The following is a 12,314-nucleotide window of genomic DNA, read 5'->3' on the forward strand; positions in this document are numbered from 1 at the left end:
ATCCTCAGGACAGCGGTCGGTCCCGCCCAGGACACCGACCGCGACGACACGGTCACGTTGCCCGCTCCGCGCCGACCCGCGGGTCGTCTTCCCCGCCCCGTCGTCGCCGGGCCAACACCCGGTGGGCCAGCAGCGTCCCCCCGACCACGGAGGAGGGAATCACCACCAGCTGGGCCACGGGCACCAGGCACAGCAGATACGTCGGAACCGCGAAGCCCAGCACCTCACGCCGATGACGCCACAGCATCCGGTGTCGCCCACCGACCCCCACACCGAGCCGTTGGAACACCGGTCCGGTCACTTCGAGGGCGACCAACCAGGAACCGAAGGCCAGCCCGAGCAGCGGCACCACCGTCTGCCCCAGCACCGGCACGAAACCGAACGGAAACAGCACCAGGGTACCCACCACGGCGACCAGCACCAGGTACCCCGCGTCCCGGACACCCCGCCACACCATCCGTAGCGAACCGGCACCGTCGGAACCGCTGTCCAGTCCACGCCGGTGTTCGCAGCTCTCGGCGATGTGGTCGTAGAACGGCCCACCGATCAACAGGGTCAGGGCCACGAAGGACACCGCCCCCACCAGCACGGCCCCCGCCACCAACACCACGGCCAGCAGCGCGCGCAGCAGCACGCGTTGCCAGTCCGACCAGTCCTCGGCGAAGGGGGTGAGCAACAGCGCCAGATCACCGCTGAACCAGGCCACCACCGCCACACCGGTCAGCAGCACCACACCGCTGAGCAGGGCCGGGACGGCCCCCAGCAGCAGCATACGCGGGGAACGCACCATGCTGGTGAAGCCGGTCCCGAGGTCCCGCAGCCCCGCGGCCGCCTCGCTCATCACCGAACTCCCGCGGTTCGAAGCCATCGTTGCGGCGATCCTAGTGCACGGCCTCCGGTGCCTGGCACCGACACCTCCACGGCCGGGCACCCGCCGACGGACGGCTCCGCGGCACCGTGCACGGGCCGCCGAAGGGCCGCGCACGGTGCCCGGATCCCGGGGCGGACACGACGCGGAAACCGCCCCGGGGGCTCGACTCACGCGATGATCCGGATCGGATCCTCCAGCAGGCTCGTGAGCTGCTGCATGAACACCGCCCCCACGGCGCCGTCCACGGCCCGGTGATCGGCCGAGAGCGTGATGCGCAGCATCTTGCGCGCCACGAACTCGCCGTCACGCACCTGGACCTCCTCGCGGGTGGCCCCGACGGCCAGGATGGCCGCCTCGGGCGGGTTGATCACCGCGGAGAACTCCTCGATACCGAACATGCCCAAATTGGACACACTGAAGGTGCTGCCGGTCATCTCGTCCGGCTTGAGCTTGCCCTCGCGGGCGCGCTCGGCCTTCTCCTTGCCCTCGACCGCGATCTCGGAGACGCTCTTGCGGTCGGCGTCCCGGACCACCGGCACCACGAGTCCGGAGTCCAGGGCGACCGCCACGCCGAGGTGGATCCGCTTGTGCCGGAACAGCTTCTCGTCGCGGTAGGAGACGTTGACCGAGGGATTGGCGCGCAGCGCGGTGGCGCAGGCCTTGACGACCAGGTCGTTCACACTGACCTTCGGCCCGCCGGAGGCCCGCAACCGCTCGTTGAGGTCGGCGCGGAAGGCCACCAGGTCCGTGACGTCGACGGCGCTGGTCAGGTAGAAGTGCGGGGCCTGCTGCTTGCTCTCGGTCAACCGCTTGGCGGTCACCCTGCGGATGTTGCTCAGCGGGATCTCCTCCACGTCGGGGTCCTCCTGCTGAGCGGGTGCCGCCGCGGGGGTGGCGCTCGGAGCCGGGGAGGCGGTGCCCTGGTTCCGCTCGGCCGCCGCCTCGACGTCCACCCGGATGATCCTGCCTCCGGGGCCGGTGCCGGTGACCGTGGACAGGTCGACACCCTTCTCCCGGGCGATGGCCCTGGCCAGCGGGGACGCCTTGGGGCGCTGCCCCGTGCCCGTCGAGGTCCCGTCCCGGGAGGGCTCGGGCCGCGTCGCCGTGCCCATGCCGGACTGCTCGGAGGAGGCGGAGGTGTCGTCCTGCCCGGACTCCTCCGCCTCCGGGGCGGGAGCAGCGCTCGTGGACGGCCCGGCCTCGGCCGCGGAGCCGGAACCGTCGCCGAGCAGACCGATCGGGGTTCCGATCGGCACGGTCTCGCCCTCGCCGACCAGGATCTTCTCCAGGACCCCCTCGTCGTAGGCCTCCAGCTCCATGACGGCCTTGTCGGTCTCGATGTCGGCCACCACGTCACCGCGGTTGATCTGGTCCCCCACCCGCTTGCGCCAGGCGGAGATGACGCCCTCCTCCATGGTGTCGGACAGGCGCGGCATGTGTATCTCGGTCATGGTCTTCCTCGGCTCCTGGTGAGTGACCCATCGTGGGCGGGACGAGCCGGTCGCGGAGGCCCACCGGCCCCCGTCCGCACGATGCGTCTGCGCCTTGCTGGGTCTGTCAGCGACGGTGTCCGACGGCTTCGAGGGTCTGGTGGACCGCCGTGGTCAACGAGTCGGCGGAAGGCAGCGCCGCCCGCTCCAACGGCTTGGCGTACGGCAGCGGCACCTCGGCCGCGGCGACACGCCGAACCGGGGCGTCGAGGTAGTCGAAGGCGCCGTCCGAGATCGAGGCCGCGATCTCCGCCCCGACCCCGTAGGTCAGCCAGTCGTCCTCGGCGATGACGGCGCAGCCGGTCTTGCGGACCGACTCGACGATGGTCTCCCGGTCCAGGGGACGCAGGCTGCGCAGGTCCACCACCTCGGCCGAGATTCCCTCCTCCTGCTGTAACCGATCGGCCACCTGGGTGGCCACAGTGGCCATCCGGGAGTAGCCGATGACGGTGATGTCGCTGCCCTCGCGGACCACTCCCGCCTTGCCGATCTCGGCGGGAGCCACCTCGTCCGGCACCTCGCCCTTGGTGTTGTACAGCGCCAGGTTCTCCAGGAACAACACCGGGTCGTTATCGGCGATCGCGGCTTTGAGCAGGGCCTTCGCGTCGGCCGGTGTGCTGGGGGCGACCACTTTCAGCCCGGGCACGAAGGCGTAGTAGAGCTCGATGTTCTGGGAGTGGGTCGCCCCCAGCTGCTGGCCACCGCCGCCCGGGGTGCGCAGCACCATCGGGGCGCTGCACTGTCCTCCGAACATGCCGTAGATCTTGGCGGCGTGGTTGACGATCTGGTCCAGCGCCAACAGCGAGAAGTTGATCGTCATCAACTCCACCACCGGACGCAGCCCCAACATGGCGGCACCGACCGCGGCACCGACGAAGCCCTCCTCCGCGATAGGGGTGTCGCGGACGCGCTTGTGCCCGAACTCGTCGAGCAGTCCCGCGGTGATCTTGTAGGAGCCCTCGAAGACTCCGATCTCCTCGCCGATGAGGAAGACGTTCTCATCGGCGAGCATCTCCTCGCGCAGCGTGTCGTGCAGCGCCTGCCGATAGGTAATGACGGCCAACGGTTCTTCTCCTGGGCGTGCTTCGCCCGGGGACCGCCGTGGCGGCCCCCGGCGCTTCGTGGCGGGGTGTGGTTCGGTCAACCGTGGCGCACGGCCCGGCCGGACCGGCGGAACGGTCGTTCAGAAGACCGGATCGGCCGGCAACCTCCGGGAGTCGTTGGCCACCGGCGTCGCGTAGGTGTAGTCGAACAGCGTGGACGGGTCCGGGTGGGGGCTGTCGTCGGCGAAGGCGACGGCGGCGTCCACATCGGCCTGGACGGCCTTCTCGATCTCGGCGGCCCCGTCCTCGTCCAGCACCCCTTCCGCGATCAACCGGGCACGGAAGGCGGCCACCGGGTCCGCGGCGCGGGCCGCCTCGGCGTCCTCGGAACTGCGGTACTTGGCCGGGTCGACCACCGAGTGTCCCTTCATCCGGTGGCTGACCGCCTCCAGCATGGCCGGCTCACCGGTGCCGCGCGCGTGCTCGACCAGGCGCGTGGCGGCCTCGTTGACCGCCACCACGTCGTTGCCGTCCACCCGCTCGCCGTGCATCCGGTAGGCCACGGCCCGCTTGTACAGCTCGGACTCGGCCGAGGCCATCTCCACGGTGGTACCCATACCGAGGTGGTTGTTGACCACCACGAACACCACGGGCAGGTTCCACAGCGCGGCGATGTTCATCGACTCGTGGAAGGCCCCGATGTTCGTGGTGCCGTCCCCCATCTGGCACATGACCACCTGGTCGCCCCCGCGATAGTCGATCGCCAGCGCGGCCCCGGTCGCCAGCGGGAGCTGCCCGCCGACGATGCCGTAACCGCCGAGCAGCCCCGCCTGGGTGTCGAACATGTGCATCGAGCCGCCCAGCCCCTTGGAGGTGCCGGTGGTCCGGCCGTACAACTCGGCCATCACCCTGCCGGGCTCGATGCCCTTGGCGATGGCGTAGCCGTGTTCACGGTAGTTGGTGAACAGGTAGTCCGAGCCCCGCAGCGAACTCATCAGCCCGACCACGGTGGCCTCCTCGCCCAGGTTCAGGTGACAGTAGCCACCGACCTTGGCCTGGGTGTAGCCCTGGGCGGCGCGCTCCTCGAAACGCCTGATGAGCGTCATCTGCCGGAAGTACTCGCGCAGTGTCTCCGGGGACTCGGAGCCCAGCGCGGTGTTCCCCCGGCGCTGCTGCGACCGGCTGCCGCCCGAGCGGCTCCCGCCGCGACGGCTCTTCGAACCGGATCCTGCCGGCTTGGTGCGGGTAGCGGTCTCCGCCATGAGAGATCCCCTCTTCGAGTGGATGGTTGCGACGTCCCGCCGGCCGCGACGGCGGGTGGGGCCGCCGCGGCCGAACGTCGATGTCTGCGGGGCCGGGACCAGCGCCTCGCGCGGGTCCCGACCGACGGGTTCCTCCGCGAGTCAGCGGCGTCGCGGCGGCGCGGTGTGCAGGGGGAGGCCGAGTGCCGACATGGCGGCCTCCATACCGATCTCTCCCAGGGTCGGGTGCGCGTGGATCGTGTCGGCGAGCTCGTCGAGGGTCGCCTCCAGGCTGATGGCCAGCGTGCCCTCGGTGATCAGGTCGCTGGCGGAGGGGCCGATCACGTGGACACCGAGGATCTCGCCGTGCTTGGCCCCGGCGACGATCTTCATGAAGCCCTCCTCGTCGCCGGTGGTCTTCGACCTGCCCAGCGCGGCGAAGGGGAAACGACTGGTGACCACCTCGTGACCCGCCTCCTTGGCCGCCGCCTCGGTGAGACCGACGCTGGCGATCTCGGGGTGGGTGAAGGTGGCGGCGGGCACGACCCCGTAGTCGATGTGGGCCTCGTGACCCGCGACGGTGTCGGCGGCGACCACGCCCTGGTGGGAGGCGACGTGGGCGAGCAGCGCCTTACCGGTGATGTCGCCGATGGCGTACAGGTGCTCGACGTTGGTGCGCATCCTCTCGTCGACCCGCACGAACCCGCGCTCGTCGGTGTCCACACCCGTGGCCTCCAGGTCCAGGGCCCCGGTGTTGGGTTTGCGTCCCACGCCCATGAGGACGACGTCCACGTCGAGCTGCTGTTCCTTGGCACCGTCGACGTGGACCCGCAGTCCCTGTTCGCCGCGCTCGACGGCGGAGACGGTCGAGTCGGTCAGCACCCGGATCCCGCTCTTGGCCATGGAGCGCCCGAGGGCCTTGCCCACCTCGGCGTCCTCGATCGGAACCAGGCTGGAGGCCATCTCCACGATGGTGACCTCGCTGCCGAAGGCGGCGAACATGCTCGCCCACTCGGCTCCCACGGCGCTGCCTCCGATCACGGCGATGCGCCCGGGCACGTCGTCGAGACCGAAAGCCCCGTCGGAGGTGATCACTCCCGGCAGGTCGCCCCCGGGAATCGGCAGCCGGACCGGCACGGAACCGGTCGCCAGGATCACGTCCCGGGCGCTGGCCCGCTCAACCGGCTGGTCACCGGCGGGTTGAGCGGCGTACCTCGGGCCGCCCTCCCCCAGCGGCGACTCCCCGGTGGGGTAGACGTCCACGCTGGTCGGTCCGGTGAACCGGGCGTGCCCGTTGATGACGGTCACTCCGTTGGCCTTGAGCAGACCGGCCACCCCGTCGGTGAGGTTCTTGACGACCCCGTCCTTGCGGCGGGAGACCGCCCCGAAGTCGAGTTGCACGTTCTCCGCGTGCACTCCGAAGTCCTCGGAGTGCAGGACGGTCTCGTACACCTCGGCGGAACGCAGCATCGCCTTGGTGGGGATGCAGCCCCAGTTCAGGCACACGCCGCCCGCTTTTTCCTTCTCCACCAGGCCGACCGACAGGCCACGTTGGGCGGCACGGATCGCCGCTACGTAGCCACCGGGGCCCCCGCCTACCACGAGGAGGTCGAATTCCTGCACGTCGCTGTGCTCCTTCTGTGTCGCACCGCCGAAAGCGTCGCGTTGTCGCGTGTCGAGTGTCGTGACCGCGACCACGGTCGCGCCATGCCGTCACGCCCAGAGTTGACCGCCCGTGACTGTGCACCCCGCACATCTTTCCCACTATTCAGCGACGAAGAGCGCACAAACCAACACTCTCCGAGAACCTACTGGCAGTAACTCCAGAGAGAGCGCCGGGAAACAACAGCGGCCTCCGACCCAGAGTGAAAAAAACGGAAATTTCCCCACTCGCACGGTTGACCCAGCGCGGAGGGATTGTTCAAGCCCCCGGTGGGAGCTCACCCCTCGGAGCGCATCCGCAACGCCGACAAGGCCAGGGACAGGGCCACGTAGGAGTCCCGGCCGTGCAGCGGTCTGCCGATCAGGGTGGTGATCCTGTGCAGCCGGTTGAGCACGGTGTTGCGGTGACAGTGCAGCCGCACCGCCGCGTTCGCCGTGGAACAGTTCTCCTCCAGCCAGGCGGAGAGGGTCTCCAACAGCATGTCCCGCTCCTTGGGCTGGAGGGCGAGGATCGCGCCCAAGTGTTCGTCCAACAACCGCTGCGCCAGGTCGGGGGACTGCACCAACAGCGCCTCCGGGTAACGCTGCCCCAGGGAGACGAGCTCCACCGCCCCCCGCGGCGAGGTTCCCAACGCCGTGACGGCCAGTTCGTGGCCCACCCCGACCTCGGCGAGACCACGCACCACCGGAGAGGCCCCCACCCGCCCGCGCACCAGTTGGCGCAGGGCCGACAGCGCGGTCGCCTCCTCGTGCTGCTCCAGCGCGACCAGACCGACGAAGGTGTCGGCACGCACCTGCCAGACCGAGCGGATGTGCAGCGCCGACAGCGCGGCCTGCTGCCCGCGCAACGCGAAGCTGCCGTCGGCGATCATCTCGGCCACGACCACCAGATAGGGCCCCGAAGTGGGCAGGTCCAGCTCCTTGGCGGTGCGCTGGGCGAAGGCGGTGTCCCGCGCTCTGCCCCCCAACAGGTCCTCCACCAGCGCGTGACGCCGCTGGTCGTCGCTGCGCAGCTGCTCCAGCTCGGTGTTGCGGTAGGAGGTGGACAACGCCGAGGACAGGCCGTCGATGACCGTCCACATGGCGGTGGCCGCGCCGAGCACCGCGTCCGGGTCGACACGGTCGGTGTGTGCCTGGTCGACCAGGGCCTCCCAGACGATGCGCCCGCCGAGCCGGAAGGTCCGCAGCATCACTTCGAGGGGGACGCCCTGCTCGGCGCGCCTTCTGCCGATGGCGGCGGCCACGCTGTCGTCCTCGCTGCGGGCGACCCGCCCGCTGAGGATGTCCAGCACCCGGGCGAGGTAGTTGGCACACCCCTCCCACAGGTCCTCCCTGGGGACGGGGCTGTAGTCGGTCCACTCCGGGTTGTCGGTGAAGATCGCGGACATGAGCCGCTGCGCCAGCTCCGGGACCTCGTCGAGCTTGGCCGCGGCCAGTGAATGCGTGATTCGTTCGGTGGATCCGTCGGGGGGCGTACGGGTGCGCGCCCCGTGGACACCGTCCGTGAAGGGATCAGCCACCACGTCCCCAGACGATACGCGTCGAACGGCCCTCCGACCCGGACCGAAGGAGATTCCGCCGGGCACGCACTCCCGGGACCGGGAAAAGAACCGCGACGGGCCGTCTCGCACGCGATGCGTCCTTCGGGGTGTTCACCGACAATTCGGGTCTCGGCCCTTGTACGGGGGACGGCGGAAGCCACCGAGAGTGGACGGCCCCAGCCACGTGACGACGGGAGTTCGATGGCCCTGTCCGGATCAGCATCCCGGGGACGCAGATCCCAGCTACCCGAGGAAGTCGCGGTCCACATCCGCGAACAGATCATCACCGGCCAGGTGCTCGACGGGGAGTACCTGAGGTTGGACCAGCTCGCCGAGGACCTCGGTATCAGTGTCACCCCGGTGCGGGAAGCGTTGATCACCCTCGCGGCGGAGGGGTTCGTGGAACTCGAACCGCGTCAGGGGTTCGCCGTGGCCGCTCCGAGTCGGACGGACCTGCTGGACGTCTTCGAGTTGCGGGCCCTGATCGGGGGTAGGCTCGCGCGTCGGTGCGCGGAGGTGGCCGACCGGACCTCCCTGGAGCGGCTGGACACGCTGCAACGGGAACTGAACGGCTGCCACGAGCCCGAGGACCCGACCACCGCCGTCGAACTGCTCGGGCGGTTCCATACCGAACTCGCCGGCGCGGCACGGGCGGACAAGCTGGCCTGGTTCTTCGAGCTGACCAGACGCTACCTCCCCCGGGAACGCGAGCTGGTGGCCGCCGGGTGGCCCGAAGTGTGCGGCCGGGAGCACCCGAGGGTGCTCCACGCGGCGGCCAAGGGCGACGGCGCCGGGGCCGAACAGGCCATGTACGAGCACCTTCGCGGGCTGGGGGAATCGCTGGTCGCCCATCTCGACGAGCAACACACCTGGTCGAGCGAGTCCTGACAACTTCGGACAACATCGTTGTAACGATTCGGCAGCGAGGCACGAATACCCGGGTGTGGTGATCTTGCGATGCCGGAAGGGCGGGCATCGCGAAACGTCTCGACAGGGCGCACGCGGGGGTCGCGAACATGCACGTCAGTACTCGTCAGGTGATCGCATCGGTAGCCGGTACCGTGCTCATGGTGGTGCTGACCGTCGTACTGGCCACCTGGTTCCCCGCCGAACCGGCGCTGCCCGCCGGACACGAGAACGCTGCGGTGCCACGGATGGTGACGAACTGAGCGGAAACCCCCACCGGAGGACCACAGCGGCCGTTCCCTGGTACGCGGAGCGTAGTCGAGTTCACTCTTTCGCACGAGCGTTCGGCTTTTCAGGACAGGCATGATGGTGGCGAATACCTGCCACCGCACCACCCCCGTGGTCACGGTAGTGATATCACGCACCCCGGCGGATTTCACGATCGTGTGAGTAGGGGAAACTGAACGAAAGCCCGTGCGCGGGCACACGCTCGCGCGGAGAACGACCGTCGAAGGTGTAACAGGCCGATGCCCAAGACAACCAATCCGGTGGCGAAGCGCAGCGGGGCTTCGACCAACATCATCCTGACCGCGATAGTGCTGGTCGTGGCAGTCGCAGTCATCGGTGGCGTCATGTACTTCGGGGGTGGCGACACCCAGCGGAACGGCTCGGACCGGGTCGCCTCCTCCGTCCTGAACCCCGAGGGCAGCAACAAGGTGCTCGACGCGGGCCCGGACGCACCGACACTGGTCGAGTTCGCCGACTACCAGTGCCCGGGCTGCCACTCCTACTACAACACCCTGAACACCAAGATCGAGAAGGAGTACGAGGGCAAGATCAACTTCGTGGTGCGGAACTTCCCCCTGGACATGCACCCGTTGGCCGAACCCGCGGCCCGGGCGGCCGAGGCGGCCGCCATGCAGGGCGAGTTCACCGCCATGTACCACAAGCTGTTCGACAACTACTCCTCCTGGGCCGTGCGGGAAGGCCAGGGCGTCAGCGACGACAAGCAGCGGGCCACCGAGCAGTTCACCACGTTCGCCGAACAGATCGGCCTGGACGTGGAGAAGTTCCGCCAGGACATGAACTCCGACCAGGTCGGGCAGCGCATCCAGCGGGACCGCCAGGACGGCGCCGAGGCCGGCGTCGGCGGAACCCCCACCTACTTCCTGAACGGTGAGCAGATCCAGTTCGACAAGGGAAGCAGCCCGGCCGAGCAACTGCGGGAGAAACTGGACGGAGCGCTGGCCAAGTGACAGCCACCACGCACACCACCCGCCACGAGGGCCCCGAAGCCGTGCCCCCGGAACGGACCGAGCCTCCCCTGTTCGGACGCGGACTGGGGTGGCTGTACCTGATCGGCGGCGGCATCGGTTTCCTCGCCGCCTTCGCGCTCAGCGTCGAGGAGTACCTGAGCCTGCTGAACCCCGACTACGTGACCACCTGCAGCATCAACCCGGTGGTCTCGTGCGGCTCCGTCATGGAAAGCGAGCAGGCCACGGCCTTCGGCTTCCCCAACCCGCTGATCGGGGTGGCCGCCTTCGCGGTCGTGACCACCACCGGGGTGGCCATGCTGTCCGGTTTCCGGCCCCCACGCTGGTACTGGATCGGTATGCAGCTGGGAACGATCTTCGGGGTCGGCTTCGTCCACTGGTTGATCTGGCAGAGTCTGTACGATATCCACGCACTGTGCCCGTACTGCATGGTCGTGTGGGTCGTCACCATAGCGATCTTCTGGTACACGACGCTGCACAATCTCGAACGAAGGCACGTGCCGGTCGGGCCGGTCAGACCGGTCGTTCTCGGCGCCGCGCGGGTGCACACCGTGCTACTGCTGGTGTGGTACCTGGTCATCGTCGGGATGATCCTGGAAGCGTTCTGGACCTACTGGAGCAGCCTGCTCTGACCTCGCCCCGGGTCGGGCGGTCTCCCGCCCGGCGGTCACGGGAGGTCCCTCACGTCGTGACCCCCGCCCGGGCGTTCTTCCGGGCCCGGCGGGGGTCCTCCCACGGTCCCCTGCCCTCCACCGGAGGAAGAAGGAGCCACACCGGCACGCTCCGGCCGCTCCCGCCCGCGCCGAACATCCGTTTGCCCGCTTCCGCTGCCGGGTATCAGGCGGCTATGAGCATCGCGTTCCGTCCCCCGCCGTCGCCGGGGCAGGATTCCCACAGACGCTCCCGGGGGACACACCCCCGTGGAGTCGACCGGCCGCGTCCCTCTGGTTCGATGTGCGGTGGTCTCACATGAGGTTGGAACGAGGAGTCCACGTGTCAGCACCTTATTCGGATCGTCATCCGGCATCCGTGGAAAGCTCCGCGCCGGATCCCGACACGCCGAACCCGGCCACCGACCCGCACGCGGTGGAGGTCCGGGTCATGGCGGTGCCCGAACAACTGCCCGTGATGCGCGCCGTGGTCGGTGACCTCGCCATGCGTGCCGACTTCGACGTCGACACCATCGCGGACCTGCGGCTCGCGGTGGACGAGGCCTGTTCCTCGCTGGTGCGGATCGCCGCGGAGCAGAGTCCCCTCGTCGGACGTTTCCGCAGCGCGGAGAACCTGTTGGAGTTCACCGCCGAAGTTACCAGCCCGGAGGCCTCCGGGCCACGTACGAACACCTTCAGCTGGCGTGTACTCAGCGCGCTGACCGACAACGTGGCATCCTCGGTGCGGGAAGCCGGAGACAACGCTGACGGACACGTCGTGCGTATACAGCTGAGCAAGGGACGGATGGTCCACGAGTGACGCGGGCGGACTCCGAACACGCCTACCGAGGTCAGAACTACGAGGAACTGGCCCCGCTGTTCGTCGAATTCGCGGATCTGGACAAGAGGGATCGGCGTTACGCCGAGCTCCGGGACAGGCTGGTCACCGAACACCTTCCCATCGCACAGCACATAGCACGCAGGTTCAGCAACCGAGGGGAGGCCCAGGAGGACCTGGTCCAGGTCGCCACCCTCGGTCTCATCAACGCCGTGGACCGGTTCGACCCGCATCGGGGTGTCGACTTCCTGTCGTACGCGGTTCCGACCATCATGGGCGAGGTGCGGCGCCACTTCCGCGACACCGGATGGACGGTACGTGTACCCCGACGCCTGCAGGAAAGGCACCTGTCCATCTCGGCGGCCATCTCGACCCTCTCCCAGAGCCTGGGCAGGGCTCCCACCCCCAGTGAGATCGCCGAGCACCTCGGCATCAGCCGGGAGGAGGTCCACCAGGGGCTGGAGGCGGGCAACGCCTACCGCAGCAGCTCCCTCGACGAGCTGCTCAGCGACACCGACGAGATCCCCCTGGGCGACGCCATCGGCTCCTCGGACACCGAGCTGGACGAGGTGGAGAACCGGGCGGCGATCCGTCCGCTCCTGGAGGAGTTGGACGAGCGGGAACGCCGCATCCTGGTACTACGCTTCTTCAGGTCGATGACGCAGACCCAGATCGCCGAGCAGGTCGGGATCTCACAGATGCACGTCTCGCGGCTGCTGGCCCGCACGCTGAGCCGGCTGCGGGACCGTATCGAGGTCGACGTTCCGGCCGAGTCCCTGAGCGACTGATCCCACCGCG

At 69.1% G+C, this 12,314-nt stretch carries 12 protein-coding genes; 6 read left to right on the forward strand and 6 right to left on the reverse strand.

Annotation, left to right across the window (positions count from 1 at the left end; all coding sequences use genetic code 11):
- Positions 1-52 precede the first annotated feature (52 nt).
- The 6 genes from ACTMO_RS0110435 to ACTMO_RS0110460 form a co-directional block, all read right to left on the reverse strand.
- Complete coding sequence (locus ACTMO_RS0110435; RefSeq protein WP_051099263.1) at positions 53-841, reverse strand: EI24 domain-containing protein; 789 nt, start codon at positions 839-841, stop codon at positions 53-55.
- Between the two features lie 197 nt (positions 842-1,038).
- The gene (locus ACTMO_RS0110440; protein ID WP_019854638.1) at positions 1,039-2,322 is read right to left on the reverse strand and encodes a pyruvate dehydrogenase complex dihydrolipoamide acetyltransferase; all 1,284 of its coding nucleotides are present in this window, start codon (positions 2,320-2,322) and stop codon (positions 1,039-1,041) included.
- A gap of 106 nt (positions 2,323-2,428) precedes the next feature.
- Positions 2,429-3,424: an alpha-ketoacid dehydrogenase subunit beta gene (locus tag ACTMO_RS0110445; RefSeq protein ID WP_019854639.1), complete on the reverse strand. Its 996-nt coding sequence runs from the start codon at positions 3,422-3,424 to the stop codon at positions 2,429-2,431.
- A gap of 120 nt (positions 3,425-3,544) precedes the next feature.
- A complete protein-coding gene (gene pdhA, locus ACTMO_RS0110450; protein WP_019854640.1) occupies positions 3,545-4,666 on the reverse strand; it encodes a pyruvate dehydrogenase (acetyl-transferring) E1 component subunit alpha in 1,122 nt (373 codons plus the stop codon).
- A 141-nt stretch (positions 4,667-4,807) separates the two neighbouring features.
- Positions 4,808-6,268: a dihydrolipoyl dehydrogenase gene (lpdA, locus tag ACTMO_RS0110455; RefSeq protein WP_026449076.1), complete on the reverse strand. Its 1,461-nt coding sequence runs from the start codon at positions 6,266-6,268 to the stop codon at positions 4,808-4,810.
- 317 nt (positions 6,269-6,585) lie between these two features.
- A complete protein-coding gene (locus tag ACTMO_RS0110460; RefSeq protein ID WP_019854642.1) occupies positions 6,586-7,830 on the reverse strand; it encodes a PucR family transcriptional regulator in 1,245 nt (414 codons plus the stop codon).
- Positions 7,831-8,049: 219 nt separating this feature from the next.
- On the opposite strand from ACTMO_RS0110460, the gene ACTMO_RS0110465 reads away from it, so the two are divergent.
- The 6 genes from ACTMO_RS0110465 (at position 8,050) to ACTMO_RS0110490 (ending at position 12,304) form a co-directional block, all read left to right on the forward strand.
- Positions 8,050-8,736 carry a GntR family transcriptional regulator gene (locus ACTMO_RS0110465; RefSeq protein ID WP_019854643.1) on the forward strand — a complete coding sequence of 229 codons (687 nt, stop codon included), beginning with the start codon at positions 8,050-8,052 and terminating at the stop codon, positions 8,734-8,736.
- A gap of 149 nt (positions 8,737-8,885) precedes the next feature.
- Positions 8,886-9,017, forward strand: coding sequence for a hypothetical protein (locus ACTMO_RS23915; protein ID WP_019854644.1), 132 nt, complete (start codon positions 8,886-8,888; stop codon positions 9,015-9,017).
- A gap of 264 nt (positions 9,018-9,281) precedes the next feature.
- Positions 9,282-10,010: a DsbA family protein gene (locus ACTMO_RS0110475; protein WP_019854645.1), complete on the forward strand. Its 729-nt coding sequence runs from the start codon at positions 9,282-9,284 to the stop codon at positions 10,008-10,010.
- Complete coding sequence (locus ACTMO_RS0110480; protein WP_019854646.1) at positions 10,007-10,660, forward strand: vitamin K epoxide reductase family protein; 654 nt, start codon at positions 10,007-10,009, stop codon at positions 10,658-10,660. The genes ACTMO_RS0110475 and ACTMO_RS0110480 overlap by 4 nt, the downstream gene beginning before the upstream one ends.
- Before the next feature lie 361 nt (positions 10,661-11,021).
- Positions 11,022-11,498: an ATP-binding protein gene (locus ACTMO_RS0110485; protein WP_245556117.1), complete on the forward strand. Its 477-nt coding sequence runs from the start codon at positions 11,022-11,024 to the stop codon at positions 11,496-11,498.
- A complete protein-coding gene (locus ACTMO_RS0110490) occupies positions 11,495-12,304 on the forward strand; it encodes an RNA polymerase sigma factor SigF (RefSeq protein WP_019854648.1) in 810 nt (269 codons plus the stop codon). Before ACTMO_RS0110485 ends, ACTMO_RS0110490 begins: the two co-directional genes overlap by 4 nt.
- The last annotated feature ends 10 nt before the right edge of the window (positions 12,305-12,314 follow it).

The sequence above is a fragment of the Actinopolyspora mortivallis DSM 44261 genome, from assembly GCF_000384035.1.
Lineage (GTDB): Bacteria > Actinomycetota > Actinomycetes > Mycobacteriales > Pseudonocardiaceae > Actinopolyspora > Actinopolyspora mortivallis.

Excerpts from the sequence above, each read along its gene's own strand:
- pdhA (WP_019854640.1), bottom strand. The coding sequence starts at position 4,666 with ATGGCGGAGACCGCTACCCGCACCAAGCCGGCAGGATCCGGTTCGAAG.
- ACTMO_RS0110475 (WP_019854645.1), top strand. The coding sequence starts at position 9,282 with ATGCCCAAGACAACCAATCCGGTGGCGAAGCGCAGCGGGGCTTCGACC.
- ACTMO_RS0110465 (WP_019854643.1), top strand. The coding sequence starts at position 8,050 with ATGGCCCTGTCCGGATCAGCATCCCGGGGACGCAGATCCCAGCTACCC.
- ACTMO_RS0110435 (WP_051099263.1), bottom strand. The coding sequence starts at position 841 with ATGAGCGAGGCGGCCGCGGGGCTGCGGGACCTCGGGACCGGCTTCACC.
- ACTMO_RS0110440 (WP_019854638.1), bottom strand. The coding sequence starts at position 2,322 with ATGACCGAGATACACATGCCGCGCCTGTCCGACACCATGGAGGAGGGC.